Source organism: Nocardioides sp. OK12, from assembly GCF_024341885.1.
In the GTDB taxonomy this organism is placed as follows: domain Bacteria; phylum Actinomycetota; class Actinomycetes; order Propionibacteriales; family Nocardioidaceae; genus Nocardioides; species Nocardioides marinisabuli.
On record NZ_BNET01000004.1, the window covers coordinates 322659 to 337862 of the forward strand.

Sequence of the window (15204 nt, forward strand, 5' to 3'; positions counted from 1 at the left end):
TCGAAGGACACTGACATGGCACGACGAAGCATCCTCTTCGGTACCGCCCTCCTCATCGCCGTCCTCGGCGCCACGATGGTCCTGCTGTACGTCCAGGGCATCGAGACCCGGGCGACGGCAGGTCAGGACCGCGTCGAGGTCCTGGTCGCCACGGAGGTCATCGAGGCCGGCGAGTCCGTGGCCGACGCGCAGGCCGCCGGCAAGCTCGCGAAGGACGAGGTGCTGCGCGACGACCTCGTCGAGGGGGCGCTGGCCTCCTCCGCCTCCATCGACGACGAGGTGGCGCTGGCGACGGTCTACCCCGGTCAGCAGATCATCGGTCAGCAGTTCGGGGCTCCCGGCTCCGGCGAGACCCTGACGATCCCCGACGACCGGCTGGCGATCAGCGTGGAGCTGACCGACCCGGCGAGGGTGGCGGGCTTCGTGGCCCCGGGGTCACGGGTGGCCATCTTCGCCTCGGGTGACCCGGAGGTCTACAAGGCCGACGGCACCACGCAGAGGCTGGCGCCGTACACGCGGCTGCTGCTGCCCGAGGTGGAGGTGATCGGCGTCGGTGCCACCTCGATGGCGGCGCTGACCACCACGACCGAGGAGGGCGAGCAGACCACCGAGCAGATCCCGCGGACCATCCTGACCATCGCGGTCGACCAGGAGCAGGCCGAGCGGGTCATCTACGCCTCGCGCAACGGCGACCTCGCCTTCGCGCTGCGCACCGAGAAGTCCGAGGTGAGCAGCAACCGGGGCGTCACGGCCCGCGACATCATGCCGGAGATCTTCGCCGGGAGCGCGTCGTGACCGCCGTGGTCGAGCAGGACGCCGCCCTGGTGGACCTGTGGCGCGCAGCGCTCGACGGCCCGTGCGCCGTCCTCGGCACGACCGGCGAGCTCGAGCGGCACCTGGCCACGCACCCGCACGAGCAGGTCGTGGTCCTCGGGGCCTCGGTGGCGCTGGCGGAGGCGACGACCTTCGCCGAGCAGCAGCGGCTGCTGCGCCCCTGGCTCGCCGTGGTGCTGGTGCGCGGCGAGGTCGGCACAGGGGTCCTCACCGAGGCCCTCGGTGCGGGGGTGCGCAGCGTGGTCGCCGCCGCCGACGTCGACGACCTGGTCGGGGCCGTGGCCCGGGCCAGGGAGACGGCGCAGCGCTCGGTCGGTGTCGCGCCGGCGCCCGTGGGCGTCGGGGCGGACGCTGCCGGTCTGGTGGTCACCCTCTTCTCCGTCAAGGGCGGGGTGGGCAAGAGCGTGGTGGCGACCAACCTCGCGGCCGCGCTGGCCGACCAGGGACGCCGCGTCTGCCTGGTCGACCTCGACGTGACCTGCGGCGACGTCGCCATCCTGCTGCGGCTCAGCCCGGCCCACACGTTGGCCGACCTGTCCCGCCTCGCCGGTGAGATCGACCCCAGCGGGGTCGAGTCGCTGCTGACGGTGCACTCGGAGCGGGTCTCGGTGCTGGCCGCCCCCGTCCACCTCGGGGAGCGGGTGCCGGTGGAGCCGGTCGGCGAGGTGCTGCGCACGCTGGCCGGGATGTTCGACGTCGTGGTCGTCGACACCGGCGGCACCTTCGACGACCACGCGCTGCAGGCGCTGGACAGCTGCGACCTGCTGCTGCTCGTCGGCACGCCCGACATCCCCTCGCTCAAGAGCCTCAAGCTGGCCACGGGCACCCTCGACCTGCTCGACCTGCCCCGCGACCGTTGGCGGCTGGTGCTCAACCGGACCGACTCCAGGGCGGGGCTGGCGACCTCGGAGATGGAGGCCACGCTGGGGCTCTCGGCGCTGGTCGAGGTGCCCGCCCACCGGGCCGTGCTCTCGTCGGTGAACCGCGCCGAGGTCATCGTCCGCGCCCAGCCCGGGCATGCGGCCGCCAAGGCGCTGCGCTCGCTGGCCGAGGCGACGGCCCAGGTGGCCGACGCCCGGCGTGGCGCCGCCGGACCGTCCGACTCCCACCGCGCGGCCCCACGCCGCCTGCGCCGTACGAGGAAGGTGAGCTGACATGTCTCTGGCAGACCGTCTCCAGGTGGTCCGGAACCGTGACGTCCCCTCCGCGGGCGGGCAGGCCGCGCACCTCGGCGACCCGCCTCAGGACCGGCCCGGCGGGGCAGGCTCCGCCACCGGCACGCTCGAGAGCAGGCGTCGAGCCCGGTCCGGCGGGCTCCGGGACCCGTTCGCGGACCTGAAGCGGCTCGTCCACGCCGAGCTGGTGCGCAGCCTGGGCCCCAAGCTCTACGACGCCGACACCACCCAGTCCGAGCTCGAGCAGCAGGTGCGTGCCGCCCTGCAGGTGGCCGTCGCCGCGACCGACCGCCCGATGTCGGGCTCCGACCGGGCCCGGCTGACCCAGGAGATCGCGGACGACATCCTGGGCTACGGGCCGCTCGAGCCCTTCCTCAGCGACCCCGCCCTGACCGAGGTGATGGTCAACGGCCCCGAGGACATCTGGGTCGAGCGCGACGGGCGGCTGACCCCCGTGGAGGCGGCCTTCGCGGACGAGGCGCACCTGCGGCGCACGATCGACAAGATCGTCGGCAAGGTCGGGCGCCGCGTCGACGAGGCCAGCCCGATGGTCGACGCCAGGCTGCCCGACGGCAGCCGGGTCAACGCCGTCATCCCGCCCCTGGCGCTCGACGGGTCGAAGGTCACCATCCGCAAGTTCGCACCCGACCCCTACACCGTCGACGACCTGGTCGCGTTCGGCACCTTGTCCGCCGAGGCCGCCAAGCTCCTCGAGGCCTGTGTGCGCGGACGTCTCAACGTGCTGGTCTCCGGCGGCACCGGCGCCGGCAAGACGACGACCCTCAACGTGCTGTCGTCCTTCATCCCGCACGACGAGCGGATCGTGACGATCGAGGACGCGGCCGAGCTGCGGCTGCACCAGGACCACGTCGTGCGCCTCGAGTCGCGCCCGGCCAACGTCGAGGGCAGGGGCGCGGTGACGATCCGCGACCTCGTGCGCAACTCGCTGCGGATGCGCCCCGACCGCATCGTCGTCGGCGAGATCCGCGACGCGGCGGCGCTCGACATGCTGCAGGCGATGAACACCGGTCATGACGGCTCGCTGTCCACGGTGCACGCCAACGGCCCGCGCGACGCCCTGTCCCGCATCGAGACGATGGTGATGATGGCGGGGCTGGAGCTGCCGGTGCGCGCCATCCGCGAGCAGGTCGCCAGCGCGGTCGACGTCGTCATCCAGCAGTCGCGCCTCAAGGACGGCTCGCGCCGGCTGACGTCGGTCACCGAGGTGTCGGGCATGGAGGGCGACGTCATCACGATGCAGGAGGTCTTCGGCTACGACCACTCCGCCGGCTGGGACGTCGACGGGCGGTCCCTGGGGCGGCTGCGGTCGACCGGGCTGCGACCCCGCTTCCTGGAGCGCCTGGCCGAGCGCAACATCCACGTCGACCCGATGCTCTTCGTCCGCGGGGGGCAGTGATGAGGGCCCTGGACGTGCGTGCGTCGCTCGCCCTGCTGCTGGCGGTCCTGGTCTGGGCCGCGGCGCCGACCACCCCGGCGCGAGCGGAGGCGGCGGAGGCCGTCGAGATCGAGCTGGTGGAGACCGACGACGCGGCTGTCTCGGTGCTCCTGGGCGTCGGCCCCGACGCGGCACCCGATCTCGTGCGACGCCTCGAGGTGCGGGTCGACGGCAACCCGGTGGACGCGGTCGTCGAACCCCTGGACGCGGGCACGGTGCAGCGGACCACGGTGCTCGCCCTCGACGTGAGCCGGAGCATGCGCGGTGGTCCCGCCGAGGCCGCGCGTACGGCGGCCCGGGCCTTCCTCGAGGCCGTGCCCGCCGACGTCCGGGTGGGCCTGGTGACCTTCGGGGGCCAGGTCAGCGAACCGGTCGCCCCGACGACCGACCGCGACCGCGTGGCCGAGGCCCTGGAGGCGCTCGTCCTGCAGCGCGGCACCCGGCTCCACGACGGTCTGGTGCGGGCAGCGCGCGCCACCGGACCGGAAGGCGCCCGCTCGGTGCTGCTGCTCTCGGACGGTCGCGACTACGGCAGCCGGCGCGACCTCGCTCGAGCCGTCGCCGCGCTCACGCGCACCGGGGCGAGCATCGACGCCGTCGCCCTGGAGCAGTCCCCCCGGGACCGCGAGCTGCTCGGCGAGCTCGTCGGCGGTTCGGGCGGCACCGTGGTCGACGCGGCCGACGAGGGGGGACTGGCGGCTGTGTTCGCGGCCGAGGCCGACGCCCTGGACCGTCAGGTGCTGCTGTCCTTCGTCCGCCCGGCCGGAGCAGCCGACGAGATCACCCTCACCGTCCTGGACTCCGCGGACTCGCGGCTGCTGGACTCGGCGCTGGTCTCCCTCGGAAGCGTTGCCGCGCCGCCGGCCGCGGTCGTCCCCGACACCGCGACGGTGGGTCGGGCCGCACTCGTCGGCGGGCTCGCTGCGCTCGGTCTGGGGCTGCTCGTGGTCACGGCCATCGCCCTGGGCGCCTCCCGCGGACCGACCCGCGCACAGTCCCAGCTCGCGGCGTACCTCGGGACCACGGCGCCGAGCGGTGGTGGGCGGGGGCTCAGGTCCTCGGCCGTCGGACTCACCGGCCGCCTGGTCCGGCCCGACCTCGAGCAGCGCGTCGGGCGGCGGCTCGCGGGCGCCGGTCTCGAGCTGACCGTCGCCGAGTGGCTGCTGCTGCGCGGAGGGCTGGTCCTGGCCCCGGCTGCGCTCGGGATGGCGCTCGGTGGCCCGGTGCTGCTGGTCCTGGGCCTGCTGGCCGGTGCCGTGCTGCCCGAGCTGTGGCTGCGCCGCAAGCACGCCAAGCGGCTGGAGGCCTTCGGTGCCCAGCTCGGCGAGACCCTGTCGTTGATGGCCGGCGGTCTGTCCGCCGGGCTGTCGGTGGCCCAGTCCATCGACACGGTGGTGCGCGAGGGCCAGGAGCCGATGGCCGGCGAGCTGCGCCGAGCGCTCTCGGAGCACCGGCTCGGTGTCGGCGTCGAGGAGGCGCTCGACTCGGTGGCCGAGCGGATGGGCAGCGACGACTTCGCCTGGGTGGTGATGGCCATCCGCATCCAGCGCGAGGTGGGCGGCAACCTGGCCGAGCTCCTCACGACCGTCTCCGAGACCCTGCGCGAGCGCGAGTTCCTGCGCCGACAGGTGCGCACGCTCTCCTCGGAGGGACGGCTCTCCGCCTGGATCCTCGGCTGCCTGCCGGTGGGGATGTTCGTCTTCCTGCTCCTCACGCGCGGCGACTTCGTGCGTCCGCTCTACACGACCGGGGTCGGCCTGGTGCTGCTCGCCATCGCCTGCCTGCTGCTGGCCCTCGGCTCGTTCACGATGTCCCGCATGGTCAAGGTGGAGGTCTGAGATGTCCCCGACGCTGCTTCTCCTCGGAGGCGCCCTGCTGCTCGTGGTCGCCGGCACGCTGGCGCTCTCCGTCATCGGCGTGCTCAGTGTCGAGCGTGCCGCCGTGGGCCGGTCCGTGGCCCTCGTCCACGCGCTCGACGAGGCGCCCGACGCGCTGCGCTCGCAGGTGCAGCGCCCCTTCAACGAGCGGGTGCTGGCCCCGCTCGGCGACCGGTTCGTCGGCCTGGGTCGCAGGCTGGTGCGCGCCGGCACGGCTGAGCGGCTCCAGCGCCGCCTCGACGTCGCCGGCAACCCGGCCGGCTGGGACGTCGCGCGCCTGATCGGCACCAAGGTGCTGGGCGCCGGCGTGCTCGGCGCGCTCGCGCTGGCCTGGTCCGTCTCCGGCGGCCGTGCCCCTCTCCCGCTGCTCGCCGTCACGGCCGCCGCGGCCGCCTTCGGCTACGTGCTGCCCAACGTGCTGCTCCACAACACCGGGCAGAAGCGGGAGACGTTGATCCAGCGTCAGCTGCCCGACTCCCTCGACCTGCTCACCATCTCGGTCGAGGCGGGGCTCGGTTTCGACGCCGCGGTGCACCGGGTGGCACAGAACACCACCGGGCCGCTGTCGCAGGAGCTGCACCGCCTGATCCAGGAGATGCAGCTCGGGGTCGGGCGTACCGAGGCGATGCGGGCGATGGCCGAGCGCAGCACGCTGCCCGACCTGCGCTCCTTCTGCCTGGCCATGGTCCAGGCCGACCAGCTCGGCGTGCCGGTCGGTCGGGTGCTGCGGATCCAGAGCCGCGAGATGCGCGTGAAGCGTCGCCAGCGGGCCGAGGAGAAGGCCATGAAGGTGCCGGTGAAGATCACCGTGCCGCTGGTGCTGTTCATCCTGCCGTGCCTGTTCATCGTGGTGCTCGGCCCGGCCGGCATGAGCATGACGAAGGTCTTCGCATGACCGGGCCGGGCGGCAGCGTCGCCAGGGCGACGGCGCCCGAGACCGAGGCCTGGCGGCTGGGCGTCCTGGTGCGGGTCTGCGTGCTGGCCCTGGTCACCGGGCAGGTGCTCGTCGACCGGGCGCTCCTAGCCTCGCTGGGGACCCTGGCGACCCTCGCCGCGGTCGCCGTCACGGTCAGTGTCCTCGATGTGTCGCCGCGTCTCGCGGGTCTGTGGCAGGGACCCGCGGAGGCCGCTGTGACGGCGGTCGTGGTCGTCCTCGTGGGGCACGGTGCCGATGCGCTGCTCGTGGCTCTCGTCGCGCCGGTGGTCCTGGCCGGCATGCGCCGCGGCGTGGTCGCGGCGCTCCTGACCTGGGCGGGCGCGACGGTGGCCGTCGTGGCGGCACACGTCGCGGCCTCGGTCGCTGGCGTCGGGCCCGGTGAGCCGTCGCCCCTGGTGCTGTGGACGGTGGTGGGGCTGGGCGCCGGCGTCCTGGCAGCGACCCGGACCCGGTCACGTCGTTCCGTGCTCGAGTCCAGGGCGCCGCACGCGGCGGCCCACCAGCTCGTCGAGCAGCTGCACGGGCTGCTGGGCGCACGGGCCCTGGACGTGGACGTCGACGCGCTCTGCCGCGAGCTGCAGGACGCGGCCCGCGCCCTGGTCGGAGCCGGCCGGTCCTCGATCTGGGTCACCGACGTGGAGGGCGGGCCGCGGCTGCTCTCCTCCTGCGGTCCGACGAGCACCGTCGACGAGGCGGAGGCCCGCGGTGTCGCCCGCACCCGCCGGCCGCGCACCGGCCCGTGCCACCTGTCGCTGCCACTGAGCGCTGGCGAGCTCGTGTTCGGTGTCCTCGTGCTGGGCGACCTCGACCCCGTCGGTCCGGTCGACGCCGACCTGGTCCTGGAGCGCGTCGGCCCGCTGTCCCTGCAACTCGACACCGCGCTGCTGGCGGGCTCGATCCGCAGCGGCGCCACCCACGACGAGCGCCGGCGCCTGGCCCGGGAGCTGCACGACGGCCTGGCCCAGCGGACCGTCGCCATCGGCTACCTCGCCGAGGAGCTGGTCGACCTCGCCGACTCCGCCGACCTCGTCCGCACCGCTGGGGAGCTGCGCGACGAGGTCGCCCACCTGACCCACGAGATGCGCTCCTCCGTCCTCGAGCTGCACCAGGACCTGGTCGGTGACGCCGGCGTGGCCGACGCCGTCAGCGGCTTCGTGCGGCGCGTCGCCGCGCGCCGGGGGCTGGTCGTGCACGTCATGCTAGAGGAGAGCGGCCCGAGGCTGGCGCCCGAGCTCGAGCTGCAGGTGCTGCGGATCGCGCAGGAGGCGGTCGCCAACGTCGACCGGCACGCGCACGCGAGCACCTTGTGGCTGACCCTGCGCCGGCAGGGCCGGGCCCTGCGGCTGGAGGTCGAGGACGACGGCATCGGTGGCGCCGCGCCCCGCCCCGGTCACCTGGGGCTGGAGACGATGCGCCACCGCGCCCACCAGCTCGGCGGCGAGCTCGCCGTCACCGCTCGACCCGGGGGCGGCACGCGCGTCGTGCTGTCGACGCCCGGCGCTCCCGTTGGTTCCCCGAGCAGAGGAGACGACCATGCGTGTGCTGCTGATCGATGACCACGAGCTGATCCGGCAAGGCCTCTCGCGCGTCTTCGAGCGGTGCGGCGACGACGAGGTCGTGGGGCTGGCCGGGTCGGTGTCGGAGGGACTGGCGATGGCTGGCGCCCTGGCTCCCGACGTGGTGGTCACCGACCTGGAGCTCCCGGACGGCAGCGGCTACGACGTCGTCCGCCGCCTGCGGGCCGGCAACGACACCATCGGTCTCGTCGTGCTCACCATGCACGGCGGCGACGCGGCCGTGCTCTCGGCGCTCGAGGCCGGAGCCTCCGCCTTCGTCACCAAGGAGACCCGGGGCACCGAGGTGGTCGCCGCCGCGCACCGCGCCGTGAAGTCGCCGCGGGCGTTCACGTGCGCCAGCCTGGCGGGGGCGCTCGCCCGGAGCGCGGCCGGCCCGAGCGCCCGCCTGACGCACCGCGAGCAGCAGGTGCTCCAGCTGGTGGCCGACGGGGCGGGCACGACCGAGATCGCCGATCGTCTGCACCTGGGGGAGTCCACGGTCAAGACCCACCTCAACCGGATCTTCCGCAAGCTCGGCGTCGCCAACCGCACCCAGGCGCTCGCCGCCGCACACCGTCTCGGGCTGCTCCTCGACCCCGCAGCGGTCGCCGGCTGACGCCGCACCCCGACCGAGCCGCACCCTCCTCCCCGGGGGTGCGGTTCCGCTGTGTCCGGGGCCTTCGGCGCAGCGTCCGAGATCGTGGCGGGACCGGCAGCGGCATAGCCCGAAGTGACTACGCCGCCGGGTACCGGAGTTGGACTACCCGGCCCTCGGGCCGCGGGAACCTGGAAGCACCAAGGGGACCCCGGACGGGGGACCAGCACCGGCACCGGACCCTCCGGAGCCCCATCACCTCAGGAGAATCCCATGATCGAGAAGCTGCAGCTGATGACCCTCGTGCTCATCGGCGACCTCAAGGAGAAGCGCTCCGAGCGCGGCGCCACCGCCGTGGAGTACGGCCTGATGGTCAGCCTGATCGCCGTGGCGATCATCGTCGCCGTCCAGCTCATCGGCACCAACCTCACCGCCACCTTCAACGAGGTGGCCAACAAGATCTAGGGCCGGTCGCTGCCGTCGCAGACATGACGAGACCCCGAGCCGATCCGGCTCGGGGTCTCGTCGTGTCTGCGCTGTCAGGCGTTGGGGCGCTTCCCGTGGTTCGCGCCCTTCTTGCGACGAGCGCGGCGCTTGCGGCCGGTCTTGCCCATGGTGTTCTCCTCCGAATCGCGGTCGACCCGTGGCTGGGCCAAGGGTCAGTCTCTCAAATGACCGTCCCGGGCACGAATTCACCCCCGCCGAGCCGGCGCCGGCTCCCCGGCGTACGCCGGTCCGGGCCGGGTCAGCGCGAGATCCGGGCCGGGTCAGAGGCGGGAGAGGAAGCGCTCGGCGTCGACGACCACGCGGGTCACCTCGCCGGAGGCGACCACCTTGCCGCCCGAGGCGCCGGTGTGGCGGGCGGCCACCGAGAAGCGGTGCAGGCGGCCGTCGACGTGGGAGAGGGTCGCGGTGACCTCGAGGGTGGCGCCGACGGGGCTGGCGCCACGGTGCTCGAGCTCGATGCGGGTGCCGACGCTGGTCGAGCCCTCGGGCAGCGTGGGGTCGATGGCGGCGCAGGTGGCCGCCTCGGCCCACGCGAGCAGGCGGGGTGTGCCCAGGACGGGCAGCGAGCCGGAGCCCACCGCGAGCGCGGTGTCGGCCTCGGTGACCTCGTGGCTGGTGGTGGCGTTTACGGGAGTGCTCACAGGTGCCTCCGGAAGCAGATCAGGTGGACGTCGGGGACGGGCTGCCAGTCGCGCTCGGGCAGGCGCTCGAAGCCGAGGCGGCCGTAGAGCCGGTGCGCCGCGGCCATCTCCCGCAGCGAGGAGAGGACCACGGCGTCGGCGCCGCGCTCGCGCCAGCGCTGCAGGACGTGCTCGACCAGGGCGGCGCCCACGCCCTGGCCCTGGGTGCCGGGCGCGACCGACAGCATCCGGAACTCGCCCTCGCCGTCGACGGCGACCTCGCGCCACGGCGAGCCGGGCGGGCAGTCGGTGACGCTGCCCAGCACCTCGTCGGAGTCGTCGGGGGAGGCCACCCACAGCTCCGCCTCGCGGGCGCGCGCCGCCGCGTCGCGCAACCGCGCGACGTACGGGTCGTCGGGGCCGTCCAGGAACGGCGCGTACGCCGCCGCCGTGACGTCACCGACGACGACCAGGTCTGCGGGCCCCGCCCGCCGGATCCGCACCGCGCTCAGATGCCGAAGGTCGCGCGCGGGTAGGCCGCCTCGACGTCGGTGATGATGTTGACCAGGTAGGGCACGTTCGAGGCGAAGGCACGGTCGAGCGCCGGGCCGATCTGCCGCGGGTCGGTGACGGTCTCGCCGGCGCCGCCGAGGGCCTTGACGACCTCGTCGTAGGCCGTGCGCGGCGCCAGGTCGGCGGCCACGTCGTAGCCGTAGAGCATCTGCATCGGGCCCTTCTCGAGGCCCCAGGCGGAGTTGTTGCCCATCACCATCACCACCGGCAGGTCGTGGCGCACCAGGGTGTCGACGTCCATCAGCGAGAAGCCGGCCGCGCCGTCGCCGAGCAGCAGCACCACCTGCGCCGAGGGACGGGCGATCCGCGCGGCGATCGCGGCACCCAGGCCGGCGCCCAGGCAGCCGTAGGGGCCGGGGTCGAGCCAGCCGCCGGGGCGCTGGGGCTCGACGAACTTGCCGGCGAAGGAGACGAAGTCGCCGCCGTCGCCGATCACGACGGCGTCGTCGGCCAGGCGCGGCACCAGCTCGCCGTAGATGCGGGCGGGGTGCACCGGGTCGGCCTCCGCGCCCAGCAGCGCCCGGTCACGCTCGGTGGCTGCCTTCACGGTCTCCTGCAGGTCCTCCACCCAGGCGGCGTACGACGTCTGCCCGCGGCGCTCGAGCGCGCCCAGCAGGCCGTCGAGCACGGCCGTGAGGTCGCCGCTGACCGAGGCGGCGAGCTCGGCGTGCCCGGAGAGCTGGCCGGCGGAGTCGGCCACGTGCACGACCTGCGCGGCCGGGGCGCCGTCCTTGCCCCCGAAGACGCCGTAGCCCAGGCGGAAGTCGAGCGGGGTGCCGACCACGACGACCAGGTCGGCGCCGCCGAGCGCCTGGCCGCGGGCCTTGGTGACCAGCAGCGGGTGGCCGCCGGGCACCAGGCCGCGGCCCATGCCGTTGGTGATCGCGGGGACGCCGGTGGCCTCGACGAAGCGCAGCGCGGCCTCCTCGGCCCGGTCGGCCCACACGTCGGTGCCGAGCACCACGACGGGGCGCCGGGCGGCGGCCAGCAGACCGGCGATGCGGTCGATGGCGTCGGTGTCGGGCGCGGCCCCGCGCTGCTCGCCGCCCGCGGGCACCACGCCGGTGGCGCTGTTGAAGAACTCGTCCATCGGCACGTCGACGAAGACCGGGCCGCGGTGCGAGGAGCGGGCGAGCGTGAAGGCCTCGTCCATGCCCCCCATCACCTCGGCGGCGGTGGGCAGGGTGCGGGCGAGCTTCGAGACCGGCGCCAGGATCGGCGGCTGGTCGAGCTCCTGCAGGCTGCCGGAGCCCCAGCGGTTCTGCGGGGCGCGGCCGCCGACGACGACCATGGGGGAGCCGTTGAACTGGGCCTGGGCGATCGCGCTGACGCCGTTGGTCACGCCCGGACCGGCGGTCAGGACCGCGAGGCCCGGGACCCGGGTGAGCTTGCCGGTGGCCTCCGCGGCGAAGGCGGCGGTCTGCTCGTGGCGCACGTCGAGCAGGCGCACCGGCGGGTCGGCGGTGACCGCGGCGTCGTACATCGGGAAGACGTGGGCGCCCGAGAGCGTGAACATCGTCTCGACCCCGTGGGCGCGGGCGGCGGCGGTGGCGAGCACGCCCGCATGGCCGGTGAGCTCCTCACCCGGTCGCGCGGAGGTGGTGGCGGCCGGCCGGTCGGCGCCCTGGTCGGTGGTCTGCTCACTCATGTGACGCAGGTTACCGACGAGTCCTCAGGTGAGGAACGCGTGGTTGGTGCGTCGCAGCGCGTCGACCACCACGAGCACCAGGTCGGCGCGCACCGCGGGCGGTCGGGTGGTGAGCGCGAGCTGCACGTAGAGCGCGCGCAGGAACCCCTCGGCGTGGTTGCGCCGCGGGTAGGGGTCCTGGCCCACGGGGCCCGCCATCGCCTCGGTCGCGACGGTGGCGACCCGGTTGACCCAGGGCTCGAGCACCGAGAGCGGCAGCAGGTCGCGGCGCAGCAGCCGCAGCGTGGCGATCGCCAGGCGGTCCAGCTCGCCGTGGTCGAGCGGCGGCTGCCCGGGCAGCCGCTCGGCGAGCACCCGGTCGGCCAGCACGTCGAGGAGCACCGTCAGCTCGGGTGCCTCCAGGTGGGGGGAGCCGCCCAGGGCCCCGATGGCGTCGGCGCCGTGCGCGACGGCGTGCGCCCAGCCCTTGCCCTCGACGAAGCCGCGCAGGTCCTGCTCGCGCAGCAGCCAGGTGGCCAGCCGGTCGCCCCAGTCGAGGACGGTGGAGCGGCCGAGCAGGTCCTCGGCGTTGGCGCGCTCGAGGCAGACCCCGAGCACCAGGGCCGAGAAGCTGCGCCGGAAGACGTCGTCGGTGCCGGGCGTCTCGATCCCGACCCGCAGCCCCTCGCTCATCCCGTCGCCCAGGCCGACCAGGAGGTCGTCGTAGACCCCGCGCCCGATCCAGGCAGCGAGGGTCTGCAGTGCGATCTCGTCCCGACGGCCTGGGTCGGGGTCTCCGAGCATGCGCGTGAGCTCAGCCGTGAGGTCCCCGAGAGGACGGTCCTCGGGGACCGTCAGACCGTCGGCGAGCACCTGGTTCCAGTACGACGCCGACATGGCGGACATCTTGCCAAACACCACCCCCGGACGCACCCGCGGACCGGTCGCCGGGCCGACCCGCCGAGGCACGGGCCTAGGCTGTCGGCGTGTCGACGTTCAGCGAGCTCGTGCGCAGCCACACCGACCTCGACGACGACGACGTCGCGTGGCTCCAGCTGCTCCAGGCCGACTGGCAGATCATCGCCGACCTGTCCTTCGCCGACCTGGTGCTCTGGCTGCCCGACCGCAGCGGCTCGGGCTTCTGGGCCGCGGGCCAGATGCGCCCCACGACGGCGCCGACGGCGTACGTCGACGACGTGCTGGGCGACTTCGTGGCCACCGGCGAGCGCCCGCTGCTGGACCGGGCCCGCGCCGAGGGGCGGCTGGTGCGCGAGGGCGACCCGGAGTGGCGCGACGACATGCCGGTGCGCGTGGAGACGATCCCGGTGCGCCGCCGCGGCCGCGTGATCGCGGTGGTCGCGCGCAACACCAACCTGCTCGGCGTGCGGACCCCCAGCCGTCTCGAGCTGGCCTACCTGCAGTCGGCCGCCGACCTGACCCGGATGATCGCGCAGGGCCACTTCCCGCCGCCCGGGCAGCGCAGCGACCACGCCGACTCGCCGCGCGTCGGCGACGGCTTCGTGCGCGTCGACGCCGCCGGGCGGGTGGTCTACGCCAGCCCGAACGCCCAGTCCGTCTTCCGACGGCTGGGGCTCTCCGGCGACCTGGCCGGCCACGTGCTGCCCGACCTGACCCGGTCGCTGGTGCCGCCGCGGCGCCGCGTCGACGAGGAGACCCTCAGCGCCGTGATGGGCGGTCGGGTGCACCGCGACACCGAGCTCGGCGGCGAGGGGGTGGCGCTGATCGCGCGGTCGATCCCGCTGCGCTCCGAGCACGAGCACCTCGGGGCGCTGGTGCTGGTGCGCGACGTCACCGACCTGCGCCGCCGCGACCGGGAGCTGATCACCAAGGACGCGACGATCCGCGAGATCCACCACCGGGTCAAGAACAACCTCCAGACCGTCGCGGCGCTGCTGCGGCTGCAGGCGCGCCGCATCGACTCACCGGAGGCGCGCGACGCCCTCGAGGAGGCGGTGCGACGCGTCGGCTCGATCGCGATCGTGCACGAGACGCTGAGCCAGGCCGTCGAGGAGGACGTCGACTTCGACGAGATCGCCGACCGGCTGGGCCGGATGGTGACCGAGGTCAGCGCCGCCCCCGGCCGGGTGCGGGTGCGGCGCGAGGGCACCTTCGGGCGGCTGCCCTCGGAGTCGGCGACCGCGCTGTCGATGGTGCTGACCGAGGTGCTGCAGAACGCCGCCGAGCACGGCTACGACGCGAGCGCCGACGACGCCCGCGAGGGCGTGGTGACGGTGCGCGTGCAGCGACCCGCCTCGAGCCTGCACCTGACCGTCGACGACGACGGCCACGGGCTGCCCGAGGGCTTCGACCTGGCGTCGTCGACGAGCCTGGGGCTCTCGATCGTGCGCACGCTGGTCGAGTCCGAGCTCGGCGGTCACCTCACGCTGGGGCAGGTGCCGCACGGTCCCGGCACCCGCGTCGACATCGACGTACCCCTGGACTAGTCGTGGTGGGCAGGCTCCCTCAGGCGGTGCGCACCCGGGCGCGGGCGTTGCGGCGCTTGAGCGCGCGGCGCTCGTCCTCGCTCAGACCACCCCACACGCCGTGGTCCTGGCCGGCCTCGAGGGCCCACTGCAGGCACAGCTCGCGCACGTCGCAGCGTCGGCAGACCTGCTTGGCCTCCTCGATCTGGAGGATGGCCGGGCCGGTGTTGCCGATGGGGAAGAACAGCTCAGGGTCCTCGTCGAGGCAGGCCGAACGGTGGCGCCAATCCATGGCTGGGGTGTCCCTCTTTCTGTACGACGTGCAAGCCAGGGGTGGCAGGGCCTGCGAGGCTGCGGCGACGGGCACGCAACGGTGCACGCGTCGACGAGCGCAGCGACAAGCGTCCCAACGATTGGACCGTTAAACAACCCCCTGGGCCGCATCATGGTGGGTCTCCTACGTCACAGCCCCCACAATTTGCCTACCGGTGCCTGCCGGGGTCCCGTGCACGCCCCTCTAGGCTCCTGCCCTGTGGACCCCGTGGACCCCCTGAGCAGCCCTGACCGCGACCGAGCGCCCGCGCCGATGGTGGTCGCCGCCTCGATCGGGGCAGTGCAGGGGCTGGTGCTGCTGCTGCTCGCGGGCGCCGAGCTTGCGAACCTCTCCACCGAGCGGCTGGCCCTCGGCACGACCACGTCCGCCTTCTTCGCGCTCTTCGGTCTCCTGCTGCTGGCCTGCTCCTGGGCGCTCACGCGTACCGCCACCTGGGCCCGCGGCCCGCTGCTGCTGGCCCAGCTCATCGGGCTCGGCCTGGCCTGGAGCTTCCGCGGCACCTGGGCGGTCGTGGTGGTGCTGGCGCTCAGCAGCGGCATCGCCATCGCCGGGCTGGTCCACCCCGAGACCATGCGCGCCCTCGGCGACGAGCCCCACCCCTGACGGCCGACCGGTCACTTCTGAACCACCGAGTGGTCACTTTTGCACATGGCGCGGTGCACAAGTGAC

At 74.2% G+C, this 15204-nt stretch carries 16 protein-coding genes; 10 read left to right on the forward strand and 6 right to left on the reverse strand.

The features are described 5' to 3' along the window. The first annotated feature begins 15 nt into the window (after window positions 1-15). The 8 genes from cpaB (at window position 16) to OCU29_RS12070 (ending at window position 8895) form a co-directional block, all read left to right on the forward strand. Entirely contained in the window at window positions 16-795 is a 780-nt protein-coding gene (gene cpaB / locus OCU29_RS12035) for a Flp pilus assembly protein CpaB (RefSeq protein WP_261820125.1), read from the forward strand. Further along, complete coding sequence (locus OCU29_RS12040; RefSeq protein ID WP_261820126.1) at window positions 792-1988, forward strand: P-loop NTPase; 1197 nt, start codon at window positions 792-794, stop codon at window positions 1986-1988. The genes cpaB and OCU29_RS12040 overlap by 4 nt, the downstream gene beginning before the upstream one ends. A gap of 25 nt (window positions 1989-2013) precedes the next feature. Next, entirely contained in the window at window positions 2014-3426 is a 1413-nt protein-coding gene (locus tag OCU29_RS12045) for a CpaF family protein (protein WP_261820127.1), read from the forward strand. After that, a complete protein-coding gene (locus OCU29_RS12050) occupies window positions 3426-5303 on the forward strand; it encodes a type II secretion system F family protein (protein WP_261820128.1) in 1878 nt (625 codons plus the stop codon). The genes OCU29_RS12045 and OCU29_RS12050 overlap by 1 nt, the downstream gene beginning before the upstream one ends. Before the next feature lies 1 nt (window position 5304). After that, window positions 5305-6237 (forward strand): type II secretion system F family protein, encoded by a 933-nt coding sequence (locus OCU29_RS12055; protein WP_261820129.1) that lies wholly within the window; start codon window positions 5305-5307, stop codon window positions 6235-6237. Next, window positions 6234-7835, forward strand: a complete 1602-nt coding sequence (locus OCU29_RS12060) for an ATP-binding protein (RefSeq protein ID WP_261820130.1) — start codon at window positions 6234-6236, stop codon at window positions 7833-7835. Before OCU29_RS12055 ends, OCU29_RS12060 begins: the two co-directional genes overlap by 4 nt. Next, window positions 7813-8451 carry a response regulator transcription factor gene (locus OCU29_RS12065; protein ID WP_261820131.1) on the forward strand — a complete coding sequence of 213 codons (639 nt, stop codon included), beginning with the start codon at window positions 7813-7815 and terminating at the stop codon, window positions 8449-8451. The genes OCU29_RS12060 and OCU29_RS12065 overlap by 23 nt, the downstream gene beginning before the upstream one ends. 252 nt (window positions 8452-8703) lie before the next feature. Continuing rightward, window positions 8704-8895, forward strand: a complete 192-nt coding sequence (locus OCU29_RS12070) for a Flp family type IVb pilin (RefSeq protein WP_261820132.1) — start codon at window positions 8704-8706, stop codon at window positions 8893-8895. Window positions 8896-8969: 74 nt separating this feature from the next. Here the strand turns inward: OCU29_RS12070 and OCU29_RS20065 are convergent, their stop codons facing one another. The 5 genes from OCU29_RS20065 to OCU29_RS12090 all read right to left on the reverse strand — a co-directional run bounded on the left by OCU29_RS20065 (window position 8970) and on the right by OCU29_RS12090 (window position 12726). After that, complete coding sequence (locus OCU29_RS20065; RefSeq protein ID WP_369797015.1) at window positions 8970-9044, reverse strand: 50S ribosomal protein bL37; 75 nt, start codon at window positions 9042-9044, stop codon at window positions 8970-8972. A 153-nt stretch (window positions 9045-9197) separates the two neighbouring features. After that, window positions 9198-9578 carry a thioesterase family protein gene (locus OCU29_RS12075; protein ID WP_261820133.1) on the reverse strand — a complete coding sequence of 127 codons (381 nt, stop codon included), beginning with the start codon at window positions 9576-9578 and terminating at the stop codon, window positions 9198-9200. Next, window positions 9575-10060 (reverse strand): GNAT family N-acetyltransferase, encoded by a 486-nt coding sequence (locus tag OCU29_RS12080; protein WP_258017052.1) that lies wholly within the window; start codon window positions 10058-10060, stop codon window positions 9575-9577. The genes OCU29_RS12075 and OCU29_RS12080 overlap by 4 nt, the downstream gene beginning before the upstream one ends. 5 nt (window positions 10061-10065) lie before the next feature. Then, a complete protein-coding gene (locus tag OCU29_RS12085; protein ID WP_261820134.1) occupies window positions 10066-11778 on the reverse strand; it encodes an acetolactate synthase in 1713 nt (570 codons plus the stop codon). 24 nt (window positions 11779-11802) lie between these two features. Beyond that, window positions 11803-12726 carry a DUF2785 domain-containing protein gene (locus tag OCU29_RS12090; RefSeq protein ID WP_261820135.1) on the reverse strand — a complete coding sequence of 308 codons (924 nt, stop codon included), beginning with the start codon at window positions 12724-12726 and terminating at the stop codon, window positions 11803-11805. Window positions 12727-12743: 17 nt separating this feature from the next. On the opposite strand from OCU29_RS12090, the gene OCU29_RS12095 reads away from it, so the two are divergent. Continuing rightward, the gene (locus OCU29_RS12095; protein ID WP_261820136.1) at window positions 12744-14222 is read left to right on the forward strand and encodes a sensor histidine kinase; all 1479 of its coding nucleotides are present in this window, start codon (window positions 12744-12746) and stop codon (window positions 14220-14222) included. Window positions 14223-14241: 19 nt separating this feature from the next. On the opposite strand, the gene OCU29_RS12100 is transcribed toward OCU29_RS12095, so the two are convergent. Further along, window positions 14242-14493 carry a WhiB family transcriptional regulator gene (locus OCU29_RS12100; RefSeq protein ID WP_068113543.1) on the reverse strand — a complete coding sequence of 84 codons (252 nt, stop codon included), beginning with the start codon at window positions 14491-14493 and terminating at the stop codon, window positions 14242-14244. A gap of 240 nt (window positions 14494-14733) precedes the next feature. Here OCU29_RS12100 and OCU29_RS12105 point away from each other — a divergent pair, with 240 nt between their 5' ends. Beyond that, complete coding sequence (locus OCU29_RS12105; protein ID WP_261820137.1) at window positions 14734-15138, forward strand: hypothetical protein; 405 nt, start codon at window positions 14734-14736, stop codon at window positions 15136-15138. The last annotated feature ends 66 nt before the right edge of the window (window positions 15139-15204 follow it).

Coding starts and splice junctions, on each gene's coding strand:
- cpaB (WP_261820125.1), top strand. CDS start 16: ATGGCACGACGAAGCATCCTCTTCGGTACCGCCCTCCTCATCGCCGTC.
- OCU29_RS12050 (WP_261820128.1), top strand. CDS start 3,426: ATGAGGGCCCTGGACGTGCGTGCGTCGCTCGCCCTGCTGCTGGCGGTC.
- OCU29_RS12055 (WP_261820129.1), top strand. CDS start 5,305: ATGTCCCCGACGCTGCTTCTCCTCGGAGGCGCCCTGCTGCTCGTGGTC.
- OCU29_RS12060 (WP_261820130.1), top strand. CDS start 6,234: ATGACCGGGCCGGGCGGCAGCGTCGCCAGGGCGACGGCGCCCGAGACC.
- OCU29_RS12065 (WP_261820131.1), top strand. CDS start 7,813: ATGCGTGTGCTGCTGATCGATGACCACGAGCTGATCCGGCAAGGCCTC.
- OCU29_RS12070 (WP_261820132.1), top strand. CDS start 8,704: ATGATCGAGAAGCTGCAGCTGATGACCCTCGTGCTCATCGGCGACCTC.
- OCU29_RS12085 (WP_261820134.1), bottom strand. CDS start 11,778: ATGAGTGAGCAGACCACCGACCAGGGCGCCGACCGGCCGGCCGCCACC.
- OCU29_RS12100 (WP_068113543.1), bottom strand. CDS start 14,493: ATGGATTGGCGCCACCGTTCGGCCTGCCTCGACGAGGACCCTGAGCTG.